This window comes from Caproicibacter fermentans, assembly GCF_009746625.1.
GTDB classification, from domain to species: domain Bacteria; phylum Bacillota; class Clostridia; order Oscillospirales; family Acutalibacteraceae; genus Caproicibacter; species Caproicibacter fermentans.
The window spans coordinates 128787-146074 of sequence record NZ_VWXL01000084.1; the positions used below are offsets into that span (position 1 = coordinate 128787).

A 17288-nucleotide genomic window follows, 5' to 3' on the forward strand; every position below is an offset into this window, starting at 1 on the left:
ATAATCCCAAAAACGATTATACCCGGATTGACGCGCAATTACAATTACAGAACGAAAAAAACGAAAATCCCGCCGCCGGTCCGACCGGCGGCGGGATTTTAAACATGCGGGAAGCGTTTAAATGAACAGGTTCGTGTCGGACTGTTCCGCCGCGCCCAGGAAGGTCGCGACTCCGGCGACCTCGACTCCGTCGATCAGTTCCTCTTTGCGGATTCCCATAATATCCATGGACATCTGGCACGCGACGATCCGCACGCCGGAGTCCATCGCGGACTGGAGCAGCTCCTCCAGCGAAGAAACGTGCTTGCGCTTCATCACGCCGCGGATCATTTTCGGACCGATGCCGAGCATGTTCATGCGGGAAAGGCTGAGCTTTTGCGTGCCGCGCGGCATCATGGCGCCGAACATTTTTTCAATCAGGTTCTTTTGGACGCCGACGCGGTTGTTTCTGCGCAGAACGTTCAGGCCCCAGAATGTGAAGAACATTGTTACCTTCCGACCCATGGAAGCGGCCCCGTTCGCGATGATCAGGGAAGCGATGGCGCGGTCGAGGTCTCCGCTGAACACGATGATGCTTTTGTCGTTTCCGCCCGCGGCGGGCGCGGAAGCCGGAGCGGCGGGCACCGGAGCGCCCTTCTGCACGCGGACCTCATAGACGGTGCCTTTCCGCTCGGAGCCGAGCAGGCGGTTTCCGGTCCGTTCGCACCAGACGCCGATGTCTGAGACAAAGCCGGGGTCCGTCGCGCGGATGCACAGGGTCTCGCCCTCCGATGCCGCTTTCACGGCCTGCGCCGTTTTCATGATCGGGCCGGGGCACTGCAGGCCGCAGGCGTCCACCTCAATCGTCTTTTCGGGGGCGGAGGGCGGCGCGGGTTTTACCGGCTCACAGTTTTTTTTTATGCCCGCGCAGTCGGTGGGCGAGGGGGCGGACGGCTTGTCGTGAACGTCGCGCCAGGTCTTCATTCCGCCGCTCAGGTTGTAAACGTCGAACCCGTGCTGCGTAAGGATACGGGACGCGACATAGCCGCGCAGGCCCACCGCGCAGTAGGCGTAGACCGGTTTGTCTTTCGGCAGCTCGGAAAGGCGGCTCCTCAGTTCGTCGACCGGAATATTGACGGCGCCGTCCAGCATGCCGGTCGCGGTTTCCTCCGGGGTGCGAACGTCGAGGAGCGTAACCTTGGAGCGGTCAAGACCGTCCGTGTCCTCCGCGTAGAAAGGCTTGACGTCCCCGCGCAGCATGTTGGCGGCAGTAAAGCCCAGCATGTTCACCGGGTCTTTCGCGGAGGAATAGGGCGGCGCGTAGCATAGCTCCAGCTTTTCCAGGTCGTAAACCGTGCCGCCGAGGCGGATCGCGGTCGCGATCACGTCGATGCGCTTGTCGGAACCGGCAGCGCCGACCGCCTGGGCGCCGTAAATTTTGCCGTCCGGCGCGAACAGCAGCTTCATGCTCAGCTGGGTCGAGTTCGGGTAATAGGTGGCGTGGTCGCTGGGATGCACATAGGTCTTGAGGTACGGCAGCTTCTTTTCTTTCAGCTGTTTTTCGTTCAGGCCGGTTGAAGCGGCGGTCAGGCCGAACACCTTCAGAATTGCGCTGCCGATGACGCCCTCGTCCTTTTGAATCCGTTTCCCCAGCACGTTTTCGCCCGCCGCGCGGCCCTGCCGGTTTGCCGGGCCGGCCAGCGCCAGCAGGGTCTCTTCGCCGGTGATGAACTGCTTCACGTCGATTGCGTCGCCGACCGCGTAGATGTCCGGGTCTCCGGTTTGGAACGTGTCGTCCACCCGGATACTGTCCCTGATGCCGAGCGGAAGGCCGGCGTCTTTTACCAGAGAGCTGTCCGGCGCGACGCCGATGCTCAGAATGACAAGGTCCGCCGGAAGCTCGTTCTCGTCGGATAGCCTGACGCAGAGCCGCTCCTTCTGTTCAAAGCCCTTTACGCCCGTTCCGAACATCAGCCGGATCCCGTTTTCCCGCAGATGCCGGTGCAGGATCGCGGCCATTTCCGGGTCGAGGTTCGACACCGCCTGCGGCAGGAATTCGACGATGGTGACGTCGAGCCCGCGTTCCTTCAGGTTTTCTGCCATTTCCACGCCGATGAAGCCCGCGCCGACCACCACGGCGCTTTTGGAGCCGTGCTCTTTGATATACTCGTCAATGCGGAATGTGTCCGGAACGGTGCGCAGGGTAAAGATTCCGGGCAGATCGATCCCGGGCAGCTTCGGCCGCTTCGGGTTTCCGCCGGGGGATAGAATCAGTTTGTCATAGCTTTCCTCATACCGGGAGCCGTCCGCGTGGTTTACGACCGTGACGGTCTTTTTGTCCCGGTTGATCGACACGACCTCGTTTTCCACCCGCACGTCGATGTTGAAACGGCTTCGGAGCGTTTCCGGCTTTGTAACCAGAAGCCTGTCTTTATCCTTGATCGTTCCGCCGATGTAATACGGCAGGCCGCAGTTTGCGTAGGAGATGTATTTTCCCTTTTCAAACAGAACGATCTGCGCGTCCTCGCTGAGCCTGCGCAGTCTGCACGCCGCGCTGGCACCCCCCGCGACTCCGCCTACGATTAAAACCTTCATAGTAAAACCGCCTTTCATAATAGTTTGTGAATTGTCAAATAAATCAGGACAAAAGAAATTATGAGCCGGACAGGATCAGCTCGATTCCCTTTTTCAGCGCGTCGCCGTCCATGGCACCCGGCGAGCCGGCGGCTACCGTCCCGTCCGCTCGAATGAAAAAGGTTGCCGGAATGCCCGTCAGCCCGTATGCGGATACCGCTTCCTGATTCAGATCATAATAAGCCGGAAAGTCATAGCCGTTCTGCTTTAAAAACGCTTCGCCCTTTTCCTGCGTTTCCTGCCTTCCGTCGGTCCAGTTGACAAATAAGAACTGAACGCGGTCCTTTTCTTCGCCGTAGACCTGATTGAACTCCGGCATTTCCTGCTTGCAGTAGTAGCACCAGCTTGCCCAGAAGTTGAGAACGACCGGCTTTCCCTTGAAATCCGACAGATGCACGGCATTTGAGTCCGCGTCGTAAACCGTGAAATCCGGCGCTTCGACCGCCGAGGACGCCGCCTGCGAGGCACCCGCGGCACTCTGCGAAGAGGTCGGCGCCGATGAGACCGGTAAATCGCTTTCAGGCCGGTAGCGCGCGGAAAGGCCCGTGTAGGCAAAGTAAGCTCCGCCGAGGACCGCCGCGAACGCGGCGGTAAGAAGCGCTGTTTTCCATGCCCGGTTCATTTTCGCCCTCCTTAGGACAGCGGAACCAGAAGTCCGGCCGCCGTTAGAACTCCCACGATCACTAAAAGAATTCCGGATGCCGCCGTGACGGCCCGGTAATGCCGCTTGATGCGGTCGAACGAGCGTTTCAGCCGGTCGATCAGCAAAGCGGACGCAACGAACGGAATTCCCAGCCCCGCGGAATACGCGAGAAGCAGCAGAATCCCCTTCCAGCTTTCTCCGCCCGCCGCCGCGAGCATCAGGGCGGAGCCGAGAAACGCGCCGACGCACGGAGTCCAGCCGACGGAAAACGCGGCGCCGAACAGCGCGCAGCGGAAAAAGCCCAGCCGATTCGGGCGGTAGCCGGAAACGCGGCTCTTCTCCAGGAACCCGATGTGCAGCACCCCCGCGAAATGCAGCCCGAACAGAACCATGACGGCGCCCGCGAAAAGGCCGGCCAGCCGGGAGTGCTGGCGCACCGCCGCGCCGAGCGTTCCCGCGAACGCGCCGAGGACCAGAAAAACGACGGTGAATCCCGCCGTGAACCCGAGCGCGTTTTTCACCGCGCCGCGATTGCCGCCGGAAATTTCCTGCCCGGCAAAAAAAGAAGCGTAGGCGGGCAGCATCGGAAGAAGACAGGGGGAGACAAAGGTGACGACGCCCTCCAGAAAGGTGATCAGGTATTCCGTCTTCTTTCCCTCCCGTCTTTCTATTTTTTAAATACAAGTATATAATAAAGGTATTGTATCGCTTTTTCCGTGACAAAATCACATAAGTTAAAAAAATAACTTTGTGACGTTGTCACGGAAGAAGCAGGCAAAGCAGGTTAGGATGAAAATCACGAAAAAGAACGGAGGATCTCTCATGCCGGACGTTATTATACTGGGGAGCGGCCCAGCGGGAATTTCCGCCGCGCTGTACACCGCCCGCGCCGGACTTTCCACGCTGATTCTCGCCTCCGGGGCGGGAGCGCTGGAAAAAACGGATAAAATTGAAAATTATTACGGATTCGCCGAACCGGTCTCCGGTCGGCAGCTGCTCGAAAACGGAATCGCGCAGGCCGGACGCCTCGGCGTCCGCATTGTTCGGGAAGAGGCGGTCGGGCTCTCTTTCGACGGCGAATTTGCGGTCGCGACAAAAGAAAATGCTTATCGCGCGCCGTTTGCCGTCATGGCGACGGGCGCGTCGCGCAAAGCGCCGAAAATCCCGGGCCTTGCGGAGTTTGAGGGAAAGGGAGTCAGTTACTGTGCCGTTTGCGACGGTTTCTTCTATCGGAAAAAGCCGGTTGTAGTTCTAGGCGCGGGCGATTACGCCCTGCACGAAGCCGCCGAGCTGCTGCCGCTGGCCTCTTCCGTCACGATTCTGACCGACGGGCAGGAGCCGCAGGCCGTGTTCCCTGCGGGAATGACGGTAAATTCCCGGAAGGTGGCGGCGCTGACCGGCGACGGGACGCTCGGAGGAGTCCGGTTCGAGGACGGCTCCGAGCTGGAAACGGCGGGTCTGTTCGTCGCGGTCGGCGTGGCGGGCAGCGCCGACCTTGCGCGGAAGATCGGCGCGGAGGTGAAGGGCGTTTCGGTTGTGGTCGACGAAAAGAAGCGTACGAATGTGCCGGGTCTGTACGCGGCGGGGGACTGCACCGGCGGGCTGCTTCAGATATCAAAAGCGGTGTGCGACGGCGCGCTGGCTGGGGCGGACGTCATCAAAGAATTCCGGGCGCGGAAAAAAAGCTGAATTTTTGCCTGCGTGACAATGTTACGGAACATTTCTCCTCTTCTTCATAGAATACAGCAAAAGCAAATTTAAATAGGAAAAGGAGAGACTCCAAATGTCGCCAGTAACCATTACCAGTAAGAATATCCACCAGCTTTTAAATTCCGATAAGCCGCTGCTCATCGATTTCTGGGCGCCCTGGTGCGGACCCTGCCGCATGGCCGCCCCCATCGTCGACGAGATTGCGCGGGAGGCCGCGGAAAAGGTCCGGGTCGGAAAGGTCGATATCGACAGCGAGCCGGAGCTTGCCGACAGGTTCGGTATCATGAGCATTCCGACTCTGGTCCTACTCAGGGATAGCAAAGAAGCCGCCCGCAAGGTCGGGGTGAAAAGCAAAAAGGACATCATGAAAATGATCGGCACCTGAAACCGGATGGGCCGACCTGTTGAATGGAATAATCGGGGGCGAACGCTGATTTTTTTCGGCGGTCCCCGTTTTTTCTTGCTTGACTTCGCCGGGTAAAGTGATATCATTCTAGCATATGTTAGAAATAGTTCACACCGGAGGGATCCTATGAATCAGAAAAAACTAAGTTTAAGGGTATCTGTTTTCTTTTTGTTTTCTCTGCCGGGAGCGGTGATGTTTGTCTCCGGCCTTTACAAAGCATGGAGCATTCCATCCAAAGCCTTTGTGCTTGCATCCGATGCGGTATTCCTGCTGCTTTGGGGGCTTCTGCTCTTTTGGTACCTGAAAAAAGGACAGCCGTACGACGAGATGGCGCGGTCCACCGCGGTTTCGGCGGCCTCGGCTTCCTGGGCGGTGCTTGCCGTTCTTCTTGCGGGAGTGGCGCTGTACTGCATCTTTACGGGGGGAACGATCGCGCTGACCGCGGCGGTGATGGATTTTGTTCTTGCGGGAATCGACGTATTGTACGCGCTGTTTTTTGTGCTATATGACTGGCGGGGGAGCGCGGTATGAGGCTGAAAACGGAGCTGCCCCGGTTTCGGCGGGAAACGGGCATGACGCAGAGCGGGCTTGCGGCGCTTGTCGGCGTGAGGCGCGAAACCATTGTCAACCTGGAAAACGGGAGATACAATCCTTCCCTGCGGCTGGCGATGGACCTTGCGGATGTTTTCCATACAACGGTGGAAGAGTTGTTCCGTTTTGAGGCGGAAAAGGATTGAATCCGAGTTTTAAGGCTTATTGGGGGAAAGGAAACCGCATGAATTTAGCAGATATTGTAAGGCCGCTGCTGCGGTGGTACGAAGAGAACCGCCGCAGCTTACCCTGGCGGGAGGAACCAACCCCTTACCGTGTGTGGATTTCGGAGATTATGCTTCAGCAGACGCGGGTGGAGGCGGTTAAGCCCTATTTCGAGCGGTTCCTTCGGGAACTGCCGGAGGTTGAGGCGCTGGCCAGCGCCCCGGAGGACCGCCTGCTAAAACTCTGGGAGGGGCTGGGGTATTACAGCCGGGTCAGGAATCTTCAAAAGGCTGCGAGAATTGTTGTGGAGCAGTACGGCGGAATCCTTCCCGGCGACCCGGGGGAATTGAGAAAACTGCCGGGCATTGGGGAGTACACCGCCGGGGCGATTTCCTCCATCGCGTTCGGAAGACCGGAGCCGGCCGTGGACGGCAATGTGCTGCGGGTGCTAGCGCGGCTGACCGCCGACGAACGGGATATCCGCGACCCGGCGGCGAAGCGCCTCGCGGCGGAAAACCTGCGCGGAATCTACCCCGCCGGGCGCAGCGGGGATTTTACACAGGCGCTGATGGAGCTTGGGGCGACGGTCTGCCTTCCGAATGGCGCGCCGCTGTGCGAACGCTGTCCGCTCTCCTCCTTATGCGAGGGGCTGAAAACGGGGCGGGCGGAGGCTCTGCCTACGGCTTCGCCGAAGCCCGCGCGCCGCAGGGAGGAGAAAACGGTGTTCCTGATTCTTTGCGGCGGAAAGGCGGCGCTGCAAAAACGCCCGGAAACCGGTCTTCTTGCCGGGATGTGGGAATTCCCCTGCGCGCCGGGGACCCTTTCGGAGGAGGAGGCCCGGCTCATTCTGAGCGGGTGGGGCGTTTCGGCACAGGGGATGGAGCCGCTGCCGGGTGCGAAACATGTTTTCACCCATGTGGAGTGGCAAATGAGCGGCTACCTTGTAAAATCGGAATTCATGACGAAAAATTTTTTCTGGGCGGATCGGGAAGATCTCGGTTCCCGCTGCGCCGTGCCGTCGGCTTATAAAAAGTTTTTAAAAATATTGCAGTCCCGGTGCGAACTGTGCTAGAATGTACCGGAATAATAGGTTCGCTGTTAAAAAAGGGAGAATCGCCGGATGGTGTTGTCAAAGGCCCGGAAGCAGTCCGTAATGCTGATGATCGGGAGCGCGCTGCTGTGGAGCATCGCGGGGGCGCTGATCAAGCTGCTTCCGTGGAATCCTTTTATCATTTCCGGCTTCCGCAGCCTGCTGGCGGCGGGAGTCATGTTTTTGTACATCAGGCACGTCGGAATCAAAATCCGCGTCAACCGCTACTCCATTCTCAGCTGTCTGACTCTTTGCGGGCTGATGTTTTCCTTTGTGGCGGCAAACAAGCTCACGACGGCGGCGAACGCGATTGTGCTGGAGTATTCGGCCCCCGCGTTCATCGTCGTGTTTTCTGCGCTGATTTTCAAACAGCGGTTTCACCCGGCAGATGTGCTCGCGGTCGCGGGAACGATGTTCGGCATCGCGCTGTTTTTTCTCGACCGGCTGACTGCAGGCGGCCTGCTCGGCAGCTGCATCGCGCTGTTTTCCGGCGTGCTGATGGCGCTGAATTTTATTGTTTCCGCCAGGGCGGACACCGACACCCGCATGAGCGGCATTCTGTTCGCACACCTTGCGACGGCGGTGATCGGCGCGCCCGTGATCTTTTTTGATCCGCCCGCCTTTTCGGCGCAGTCACTTACCGCCATCCTGATTCTGGGAATTTTCCAGCTGGGGGTTCCCTACGTTCTGTACGGGTTGGCGCTGAAAAACTGCCCGCCCCTCGCGTGTTCGCTCATCGGCACGCTGGAACCGCTCCTGAACCCTATTTGGGTCTATCTGTTTTACGGGGAGGCCCCGGGCAGATACGCGCTGTTCGGCGGCGCGCTGGTTCTTATCTCGATTACCGGCTGGTGCGTGTGGCGCGATCGGTACGTCGCGGCGCACTCCGGAATATAAATATGTGATTCAATAGGAGGTCTGCGGACATGAAAACGAGGAAAATCGCTGTGATCGGCGCGGGGCATGTGGGATCCCACTGCGGATTCAGCCTGATCACACAGGGCGTCTGCGACGAGCTTGTGTATCTTGACACGGACAGGGACAAGGCCGTTTCTCAGGCAATGGACCTTGCGGACGCGACCGTTTATCTTCCGCACCACGTGAACGTACGCGCCGGCGATTACAATGATTTGGCGGACGCGGACATCGCCGTAATGGCCGCCGGCCCGCTGCCTGACGAGCACCAGACCAGAATGGACACGCTGGGCGCAACGATTAAAGAAATGAAAACCATCGTCGGCCCGATGAAGGAATCCGGATTTTCGGGAATCCTTGTCAGCATTTCGAATCCGGCGGACGTGATCGCGCATTATCTGCAGGAACGCACCGGCCTGCCCGCGAGGCATGTGATTTCCACCAGCACCACGCTGGATTCCGCGCGCCTGAGGCGGGTTCTTTCCGAGCGGACCGGAATCGACCAGAAATCCATTCACGCCTATGTGATGGGTGAGCACGGCGAATCGCAGATGGTGGCGTGGTCGAACGCGTCGGTCGCCGGGGTTCCCCTGACGGAGCTGATGAAAAAACATCCGGAGAGCTATGGAAAACTGGATCTGGACGAAATCGCGGCCGCGGCGAGAAAGGGCGGCTGGATCGTTCTTCACGGCAAGAAATCGACGGAGTTCGGCATCGGCACGGCGCTGACGGAAATCGTCAAGACCATTTTTCACGATGAGAAGAAGATCCTTCCCGTTTCCTGCCTGCTGGAAGGGCAGTACGGGCAGAGAAACGTTTACGCGAGCGTTCCGGCGGTGCTCGGCGCGGACGGCGCGGAGCGGATCGTTGAAATCGGCATGACGCAGGAGGAGCTGGAAAAATTCGGCGATTCGTGCGAAACAATGCGCAAGAACTTTAAAATCGCGATGGGACTGTAACGCGATTTTCCGGTACCGGACCCCGCCAAAAGCTGAAACGTCATAAGGAAGTACCGGAAAAATTTGGACTGTCTCAAGCCGGGAAATCTTATTAGCGAAACGATCCCCCTTGCAATCTGTTTATTCAGAGATGCAAGGGGGATTTGTTTCTATATAAAATGTGTTTTCCCTTAAGAAATTGTGCCGGAGGGCGAGCAGGCCGGTACTCTTTGATTCCGGCGGGCGTGCCGCTTATTGAGGAAGAATCCCGTTTTTTCTTTGGTCAACCGACCAACCTCCAAGGTCTAACCTGCTATGGGACTTTAATTTGTTCCAAAAACAATATTTATCATTGAAAAGCAGAAAAACAAATGATATGATACCAATAAAGAAAATTTTTAAATCATACTTAGCTGGAAGGGGAGTTTCTGAAGATCAATACTGGGTTCTAGAATTTAATAATATAAAACGAGACTCAACTATTCATGATTTCTTGGATAATCTTCAAAACAAATTTGCAAAAAGTAATAACATAAAGGATTGGACAGATGATAATATAAAAGGTTGGGAGAACTATAAAGAAAGTTATATAAACAATTTAATAAATAGTGAACACATTACCGTCCAATGAAATTTTGAAAGTGGGCCTACTTATTATGTAGGCCCATTTGGTGATAATATGAAAAAATTTTTTATTATTTGTGTTTGCCTATTTGTGCTAATCATTCCGGAATCCTGTAGGAAAACAAATCAAAGCAGCTATGTAAAGGTTTTCAATGGAAAAACTCAAGAAACAGTTTTGTCCAGTAAAGATCAGAATCAAGTCTTGGAACTGCTTTCCATAATTAATAATTACGAGAAATATGAAGGGAAAATGAAAACCGATACACCTGATTATACGATTGAATTTGGCCCTATTAATCGAAATAACGACAGTATAAAATATAACTTATGGATGCGGCAGAAGAAGATAATATTTATATCAAATGGAAAAGACGATTTATCAGTTTCGAAATATTCATCAGAAAAGTTTTACCACATTCTAAATAGTAAAAATAATACACAATAAAACGAAAGCATTGAGAGACCCCATCCCGATGAAACCGGGGCAGCCTTTACGCGAAGACAGCGAGTATGTCCGTAATGACTTGTTCGATTTTTGTATTCTGTGAACCGCTGACCGGTTGGTGTCATGCACAGGCCAATGAGCGGCGTACCAAAGTGGACTGGGCCGAACAAATCCGACAACTATTGCAGGTTTATTATCCTGACGCCCCAAAAATCAGATTGGTCATGGATAATTTAAATACCCATGTAATCGCATCGCTTTACCAGGCTTTTAAACCCCAATTGGCACGAGAACTTGCTAAGAGGTTGGAAATCCACTATACGCCCAAACACGGCAGTTGGCTTGATATTGCCGAAATTGAAATCGGGGTTCTTTCAAAACAATGTTCGCAAAGGCGTATTCCATCTTTGCCTGATTTAAATAGGGAAATATACGCTTGGGAAACTCTACATAATTCCTCACCAGCTAAAATCGACTGGCAATTTACAACTGATGATGCACGAATAAAACTCAAACGCTTATATCCAAATCTTTAGATTTGGGCGCCTACTAGCAAGCCTCTTTTTTAAAAACATGAAAGGGACAAAAGTATGGAAAATCTTTTTTGGTTACCTGCGATTTCAGTAATCGCGTTTGTCCTAAAAATATGTGCTTATCTTGTACTTATTGTTATTGGAATTAAGATAATTAAAATATTTAATAGCCGTAATAAATTTTAGGAAATTATCTGCGCACGATGGCGATAATTTTTCGGGGTCTTCATCGCGGCCGTGATCCTTAGCGCAATCGGGGACCGAAAAGACCGCCCGAAAAGACCGTAAAACAGCCGCCGTAAACCCGGCGGCTACAGTTTATTGCAAATGTTGGATTCTCCTTCAACTTCTTAAATTCCTCCAGCGCTGTCTTCCTGCTGGCGCACTGCTCCCGCCTCTTTCTTGTCTGCTCAGACCGCTCGTAAAAAGCTTCCTGCGTGATTTTCCCGCGCCTGATCCACGAAAACCGCTTTTGCGGGTCTTTTTTCGTAAGGAATTTCCTGCTAAGCCCCGCCTTTGCGGCGGGGCTTTTTCCTTTGGACCGCTTGTAAAACACACGGTGAGACGATATAATAAAGATATTATGCGAATCGTGTCGAATCACGGGAAAGGGGAATCGAAATGGCCAAGGTGATTTCAATTTCCAACCAAAAGGGCGGGGTCGGCAAAACGACGACGACCTGCGCCCTGGCCGCTGGATTAAAAAAAAGGGGCTACCGTGTTTTGGCAATCGACCTTGACCCGCAGGGGAATCTGGGGTTCAGCGTCGGGGCTGACGCCGAGACCAGCGCGTCGATTTACAACGTACTAAAGGGCGAGGTCAAAACTCAGTACGCGATTCAGAAAACCGACAGCATGGACATCATCATCTCCAGCATTCTGTTAAGCGGAATCGAGCTGGAATTTACCAACACGGGCCGCGAGTTCCTGCTCAAGGAGGCAATCCAGCCGATTCAGACCTTTTACGACTACATCCTGCTGGACACGCCCCCGAATCTGGGGATTTTGACCATCAACGCGTTCACGGCGTCCGATCATATCGTTGTGCCGATGATTTCGGATATCTTCAGTCTTCAGGGAATCGCGCAGCTTTACGAAACCGTGGAGCGCGTCAAAAAATACTGCAACCCGCACCTTTCCATCGCGGGAATCCTGCTGACCCGGTATAATCCCCGCACCCGCCTCAGCCGCGAGGTGCGCGGCACCGCGGAGCTGATTGCGAACGATCTGAAAATCAGTATGTTTGAAAATTATATCCGCAGCAGCGTTTCGGCCAGCGAGGCGCAGTCGCTTCAGCAGAACGTGTTCGACTATGACGCCCGCAGCCATATCGCGCAGGATTACGGGAAATTTATCGACGAACTGCTGGCAAAGGGGGTGTGACGGCGCATGCCGAGGTCGAAAAAAGAGATCGACAAGGAACTGATGTACAAAAAGCTGATGCCGTCCCAATCGAAACAGCAGAATCCTGCGGAGGAAGGCGGCCCGGTCAACGAGGCCGCGGCGGCGCTGCAGTCCGATTTCAGCGCGCCGCCCGAACGGGAACCCGCCGCGCGCCGGGAGCCGGAGCCGCATAAGGTCAGCGTTCCGTCGCTTGACAGCCGCCGCACGGAGGTCGTCAACGTCATGGAGGAAGTCGTTCTGGAGAAGCTGGATTCTGTTCTGGCGCGGTTTCAGTGCTGCCGCTGCGACCGCTGCAAAAAGGACATTGTCGCGCTGGCGCTGAACAAGCTGCCGCCGAAATACAGGGTCGTTTCCGACGGGCAGATCACGCCGGACCTTGACGCGCAGACCAACGCGCAGGTCGTCACCGCGATGATTCAGGCCGTAATCAAGGTGCGTGCGAAGCCAAGACACTGACAAAATCGGAATGTCCGCCCCCGCCTGCATTTGCCGCGGCCGGGGGTATCATAATAGTCCTAGTTAAAATTGCGAATGGGGGTTTTGCAATGCTGAACGAAATAGAAAAACAGGCCCGCGCGGCCGTGACGGAATTTTTGGATCGGGTGACGGTGAAGCCGGGGCGGATTCTGGTGATCGGCTGTTCTTCCAGCGAAATCTGCGGAAAGCGGATCGGTTCCGGCTCCAGCGAGGAAACGGCGAACGCGGTGTTCGGCGCGATCTATCCCGTTTTAAAGGAAAAGGGAATCTACCTCGCGGCCCAGTGCTGCGAGCACCTGAACCGGGCGATCATTCTGGAGGAAGCGGCTGCGGAGCAATATTTTCTGCCGATTGTCAACGCGGTGCCGCAGCCGAAGGCGGGCGGTTCGTTCGCGACGGCGGCCTACCGCGCGTTCGAGCATCCGGTCGCGGTGGAGTCCGTTCAGGCTCACGCCGGAATGGACATCGGCGACACGCTGATCGGCATGCACCTGCGCCCGGTGGCGGTTCCGGTGCGGCTGAGCGTCAAAAAGATCGGCGAGGCAAACCTGGTCTGCGCCAGAACAAGGCCGAAATATATCGGCGGCGAGCGGGCGCACTACGACCCGGAGATCGGATAACGGAAGATAAGACGGCGCCCCGGCACATTTTGCATGTGCAGGGGCGCCGTGCGTATTCCTCAGGAATTCATTCTTCCCAGATGATTCCCAAAACCCAGAATGCCAGATCGAGAACGAAAAGAACCGCGAACAGTTCTCCTCCCTCTCGCCATAGAAGAAGTTAAAGACAGTACCGCTCTTAGCGTAAAGACCCAGATGTGCCCTTGGCGAAATTAGGTCTAATTTTGGTACTCTATTTTAACACAAAAGCATGCCGTGCGCATAATTATTCTTACTGGTTACAGCAATTCCAGTTGAATTGTAGAATTTGCTTATGTCCCTCCCCCGCCTTCGGCGGGGGAGGGACATATTCATAGTTGCAATCGATAGGCTTTTTATATCAACCAGGGGAACAGCCGCCAGGTGTGCTGTTTGTAGGCTTCGAATTCTTCGCCGAACTGGTCGGAGAGCGAACTTTCCTCCTTGCGGATACGCAGGCCGTAGCAGACGGCGCAGAGGATGAGCACCGGAACCGGCGCGGCGGCGCCGCGCAGGCAGAGCGCGATGCCGAGCAGGCTGAGGATGCTGCCGGTATAAGCGGGGTTCCGAATCAGTCGGTAAGGGCCTTTCGCAATTAAATGCTGGTCGTCGGTGGTCTGAACATTCAGCGTGAACGCGCGTTTCAGAGTCCACACGGAAACGCACCGCAAAATGATTCCGCCAACCAGGAAAGCCATGCCGATAAAATAGAACGCGTGGGGCAGAAGCAGGCTTTGCATCCAAGATGGAACCGCCCTGCTTCGGGATTCAAAGCTCAGGAGGATGCTGATGTAAAAACCGAGGATGATCAGCCACATCGACGGGTCCGCTTTTGCGCGCTCGCCGCCCCGTGCCCAGCGGCTGGAGGTGAACAGCCAGATCAGCGCTTCCGAACAGCACAGCAGGCCGAAAGCCGAATTGAACCAGAAATATTCGGCGGTACTGACAAATTTAGACGGGTCTCCCATGATTCAATTTCCTCCTTATCGCTTGATTTCCACGCGGCGGACCAGCAGGAAGGTCAGAGCGGCAAGAAACGCGGCCAGAATCATGTGGGTCGCAAAATCGGCGGCCGGGTTCATCGCGCAGTTCATCCACCAGCGAAAGGCTTCGGCGAGGGCGGCGGAGATGCGGCCGCCGGTGACGGCTTGGTCAAATACGGGGAGACCGATCAGCAAAACGACAGGAACCCCGAAGGAGCAAACAAACTTCTGCGTGCGGGTTAACCGATAGTAAAAGGTTGTGATCAGCAGGCCGAGCAGGGCGGCGACGAAATAGAGACAAAAACACCACAGAAGGTTTTTCAGCAGAAAGGCGGGGCTTCTTACGGCTGGGTTCCCAAGGGCCGGCCACACCCGGTTGAATTTAAGGTTGACGCCCGTCGGCATCAGACTTTGGCTGTAAACCGACCGGTAATTCATGAACAGCGAGAAAACAAACATGTTGAACGTGTCGATCAGCGCCGTGCACGCGGCGGCGATTCCCAGTGAAGAAACGATCCCGGCGAGCATGCGGCGGCGGGAAACGCCGTTTGCCGAGTAGAAAAGGAAAAACTCACGGAACGAATTCAGCCCGACGATAAAAATCGTGATGACCGTCGCGGTTTCCAGGCCGGAGGTGGTCAGCCGCTCCGGTCCGCTTCCGCGGAACAGTTCGTAAAAAACGTTGAGCGCCACAATGCAGTACACCACAAGATACATGATGCGGAACACGCGGATGTCGGTCCTGCACTGCATGCGGATGATCGGTTTCAGATTCATTTCTGGTTCTCCTTCCGGCGGCCCGTCAGCTCGATAAACAGCTTTTGAAGGTCGATTTTTTCCGAAATCAGGTCCCCTCCAAACGCGTCGGGGTCCGGTCTGCCGCGCAGGTAAACGGTTTTCAGGCCGCCGAGCAGCTCCGAACTGATAACCGTGCGCCCCTCGGCGTACCGGTCGGCGGCCTGAGCCGGGCCCTTTATCAGGTACGAATCTTCCAAAAGCGTTTCCACATCCTCATTGAGGATCAGCGTTCCCTGCCGAATGATGACCGCGCGGTCGATCAGTTTGGCCGCCTCTTCAATTAGATGGGTGGAAAATACGATCAGCCGGGGGTGTTCCGAAAAATTCTGGATCAGCTCGCGGTAAAACAGCTCGCGGTTTCCGGCGTCCAGCCCCAGAACCGGTTCGTCCAGCAGCAGGATCGGCGCTCCGCTCGCCAGCGCGGCAATGATTTTCAGAATGGTTCCAAATCCCGTGGAAAGCTTATTGTTCTTCGCGTTCAGGTCCAACTCGAATTTTTCACTGAGGTTGAGTGCATAAGGCAGGTCAAAACGGGGATAGAATTCAGAAGTAAAGCGAAAGATTTCCCGGACGCGCAGACCTTCGGGAAAGTAGTTCGCCTCGCTCATACAGTAGATTTTGCCGAGCGCGCGGTCGTTTTCCAAAACCGGTTCCCCGTCGACCAGGATTTCCCCCTGCGTCGGAAGGAGCCGGCCCGCAATGAGATTCAGCAGGGTGCTTTTCCCCGCGCCGTTTCGCCCCAGCAGTCCGTAAATATGGCGGTCCTCCAGCGTAAGGCCGACGCGGTCCAGCGCCGCCGCGCCCTTGAAACGCTTCGTCACGCCCTTCAGTTCAATTCCCATCGTTAAATCCTCTTTTCGTCAGTTCGGCGGTTTCCTCCGGCCCAAGACCCAGCTTTTCGGCTTCCCGAACCATCGGAAGCACAAAGGCGCGGTAAAAGGATTGCTTGCGCTTTTCCAGAATCTTTTGCTTTGCGCCGGGGGCTACAAACATGCCGATTCCCCTTCGTTTATAGACAATGGATTCTTCCACCAGCAGATTGATTCCTTTTAATGCCGTGGCGGGGTTGATTTTATAGCTGACGGATATTTCCGTCGTGGAGGGAATCTGTTCCTCCTCCCGAAAGGCCCCGCTCAGAACCGCGTCCTCCAGTTCTTCCGCGACCTGCTGGAAGATCGGTTTTTCATTTGTAAAACCGGGAGGCATCCTTCTCACCTCTTAACTAGTTAATTACTTATGTAACTAACTATAATGCAGTACTTTTCCATTGTCAAGAGTTTCTTTCCGATATTTTCCGGCGCCGCCCGGGAACCTTGTTTCCGGGCCGAAAGCATGCTATAATAAAAAATCAGCGGACGGGGCGGCGCGCCCTGCCGCCGAAAAATCACAGAGACAGGAAAAGGGGGCCTCGCCGGATGAAGGATGTGTTCCATTCCAACGGCTTTAAAATTCTGATTGTCACCGTGTTTGTCCTGTTCGGGGTCATGCTGGTCACGGCGGGTTCGGGCGGATCGTTCGCGGCGGACGCTTTCGGCTTTCTTTCCACGCCGATGGAACGCGTGAGCACACTGATTACAAATAACGCAACGGTGGCGGCGCAGTCCGTCACGCAGTCGAAAGATGAGCTTGAGGCGGAAAACGCTCGGCTGAAGCAGCAGGTGGACGAGCTGAACCGCAAGTTAATCAATTATTATACCTATCAGCAGGAAAACGCGCAGCTGCGCAAATTTTTGGAACTGAAAAACGACAACAAGGATTTTAAACCGGTATCCGCCGCGGTGATCGCGCGCGACCCGGCAAACCTGTTTTACCAGTTTACCATCGACCAGGGCACTCTGGCCGGAATCGCCGTATACGACCCCGTCATTACGGAAAGCGGCGTGGCGGGATGGGTCTCCTCCGTCAGCGCGAATTACAGCAGGGTGACCACCATCCTTTCGCCGGACACAAAAATCAGCGCGACGGACAAGGTCAACCGCGAAAGCGGCGTGGCCGGCACCGACGTCAAGCTCTCGGACCAGGGAATTGTGAAACTCGGGATGCTCTCCGCCGGCACGACCGTGAAGGCGGGGGACATTGTCGTGACAAACGGCCTCGGCGGAATTTACCCGAGGGACCTCGCGGTCGGAACGGTGAAGAGCGTGAAGAACGACCCTTACGACGTATCCCTTTACGCGGAGGTTACCCCGTTTGTCGACGTGAAAACCGTGCGCGACGTAATGGTCATCACGTCCTTTCAGGGGCAGGGTCAAGCTTTGGACGACAACACGAAGCCGGCCTCTTCTTCATCCGCCTCTTCCCAGGGAGGAAAATAA

At 55.6% G+C, this 17288-nt stretch carries 20 protein-coding genes; 13 read left to right on the forward strand and 7 right to left on the reverse strand.

What is annotated here, in order from left to right; translation table 11 throughout:
- Positions 1–117: 117 nt before the first annotated feature.
- Genes CAFE_RS14900 through CAFE_RS14910 form a run of 3 tightly spaced genes read right to left on the reverse strand, consistent with a single transcriptional unit; the run spans position 118 to position 3927 of the window.
- Complete coding sequence (locus tag CAFE_RS14900; RefSeq protein WP_156991059.1) at positions 118–2574, reverse strand: DsrE/DsrF/DrsH-like family protein; 2457 nt, start codon at positions 2572–2574, stop codon at positions 118–120.
- Positions 2575–2632: 58 nt separating this feature from the next.
- Positions 2633–3235, reverse strand: a complete 603-nt coding sequence (locus CAFE_RS14905) for a TlpA family protein disulfide reductase (RefSeq protein ID WP_066646706.1) — start codon at positions 3233–3235, stop codon at positions 2633–2635.
- Between the two features lie 11 nt (positions 3236–3246).
- Positions 3247–3927, reverse strand: coding sequence for a cytochrome c biogenesis CcdA family protein (locus tag CAFE_RS14910; protein ID WP_066646700.1), 681 nt, complete (start codon positions 3925–3927; stop codon positions 3247–3249).
- Positions 3928–4078: 151 nt separating this feature from the next.
- On the opposite strand from CAFE_RS14910, the gene CAFE_RS14915 reads away from it, so the two are divergent.
- The 12 genes from CAFE_RS14915 (at position 4079) to CAFE_RS14970 (ending at position 13174) form a co-directional block, all read left to right on the forward strand.
- Positions 4079–4945 (forward strand): NAD(P)/FAD-dependent oxidoreductase, encoded by an 867-nt coding sequence (locus tag CAFE_RS14915; protein ID WP_156991061.1) that lies wholly within the window; start codon positions 4079–4081, stop codon positions 4943–4945.
- A gap of 94 nt (positions 4946–5039) precedes the next feature.
- Entirely contained in the window at positions 5040–5351 is a 312-nt protein-coding gene (gene trxA, locus CAFE_RS14920; RefSeq protein ID WP_156991062.1) for a thioredoxin, read from the forward strand.
- Positions 5352–5498: 147 nt separating this feature from the next.
- Entirely contained in the window at positions 5499–5903 is a 405-nt protein-coding gene (locus tag CAFE_RS14925) for a hypothetical protein (protein ID WP_066646693.1), read from the forward strand.
- On the forward strand, positions 5900–6109 hold the full coding sequence (locus CAFE_RS14930) for a helix-turn-helix transcriptional regulator (protein ID WP_066646691.1): 210 nt from the start codon (positions 5900–5902) through the stop codon (positions 6107–6109). The genes CAFE_RS14925 and CAFE_RS14930 overlap by 4 nt, the downstream gene beginning before the upstream one ends.
- Before the next feature lie 38 nt (positions 6110–6147).
- A complete protein-coding gene (gene mutY / locus CAFE_RS14935; protein WP_156991063.1) occupies positions 6148–7200 on the forward strand; it encodes an A/G-specific adenine glycosylase in 1053 nt (350 codons plus the stop codon).
- Positions 7201–7248: 48 nt separating this feature from the next.
- Positions 7249–8115 (forward strand): DMT family transporter, encoded by an 867-nt coding sequence (locus CAFE_RS14940; RefSeq protein ID WP_156991064.1) that lies wholly within the window; start codon positions 7249–7251, stop codon positions 8113–8115.
- Between the two features lie 29 nt (positions 8116–8144).
- Entirely contained in the window at positions 8145–9092 is a 948-nt protein-coding gene (locus CAFE_RS14945; protein ID WP_156991065.1) for an L-lactate dehydrogenase, read from the forward strand.
- A gap of 307 nt (positions 9093–9399) precedes the next feature.
- On the forward strand, positions 9400–9702 hold the full coding sequence (locus tag CAFE_RS14950; RefSeq protein ID WP_139104106.1) for a hypothetical protein: 303 nt from the start codon (positions 9400–9402) through the stop codon (positions 9700–9702).
- A 503-nt stretch (positions 9703–10205) separates the two neighbouring features.
- Positions 10206–10676, forward strand: coding sequence for a transposase (locus CAFE_RS14955; protein ID WP_156991066.1), 471 nt, complete (start codon positions 10206–10208; stop codon positions 10674–10676).
- Positions 10677–11294: 618 nt separating this feature from the next.
- Positions 11295–12056 carry a ParA family protein gene (locus CAFE_RS14960; protein WP_066646676.1) on the forward strand — a complete coding sequence of 254 codons (762 nt, stop codon included), beginning with the start codon at positions 11295–11297 and terminating at the stop codon, positions 12054–12056.
- Between the two features lie 6 nt (positions 12057–12062).
- The gene (locus CAFE_RS14965; protein WP_066646675.1) at positions 12063–12533 is read left to right on the forward strand and encodes a late competence development ComFB family protein; all 471 of its coding nucleotides are present in this window, start codon (positions 12063–12065) and stop codon (positions 12531–12533) included.
- Between the two features lie 89 nt (positions 12534–12622).
- A complete protein-coding gene (locus tag CAFE_RS14970; protein ID WP_066646670.1) occupies positions 12623–13174 on the forward strand; it encodes a TIGR01440 family protein in 552 nt (183 codons plus the stop codon).
- Between the two features lie 374 nt (positions 13175–13548).
- On the opposite strand, the gene CAFE_RS14975 is transcribed toward CAFE_RS14970, so the two are convergent.
- Genes CAFE_RS14975 through CAFE_RS14990 form a run of 4 tightly spaced genes read right to left on the reverse strand, consistent with a single transcriptional unit; the run spans position 13549 to position 16179 of the window.
- A complete protein-coding gene (locus CAFE_RS14975) occupies positions 13549–14160 on the reverse strand; it encodes a methyltransferase family protein (RefSeq protein ID WP_066646660.1) in 612 nt (203 codons plus the stop codon).
- Between the two features lie 15 nt (positions 14161–14175).
- Positions 14176–14952, reverse strand: coding sequence for a hypothetical protein (locus CAFE_RS14980; RefSeq protein WP_066646655.1), 777 nt, complete (start codon positions 14950–14952; stop codon positions 14176–14178).
- A complete protein-coding gene (locus tag CAFE_RS14985) occupies positions 14949–15815 on the reverse strand; it encodes an ABC transporter ATP-binding protein (RefSeq protein ID WP_066646654.1) in 867 nt (288 codons plus the stop codon). Before CAFE_RS14985 ends, CAFE_RS14980 begins: the two co-directional genes overlap by 4 nt.
- Complete coding sequence (locus CAFE_RS14990) at positions 15805–16179, reverse strand: GntR family transcriptional regulator (RefSeq protein ID WP_066646652.1); 375 nt, start codon at positions 16177–16179, stop codon at positions 15805–15807. Before CAFE_RS14990 ends, CAFE_RS14985 begins: the two co-directional genes overlap by 11 nt.
- A 209-nt stretch (positions 16180–16388) precedes the next feature.
- Between CAFE_RS14990 and mreC the strand changes: the two genes are divergently transcribed.
- Positions 16389–17288: a rod shape-determining protein MreC gene (mreC, locus tag CAFE_RS14995; RefSeq protein ID WP_066646648.1), complete on the forward strand. Its 900-nt coding sequence runs from the start codon at positions 16389–16391 to the stop codon at positions 17286–17288.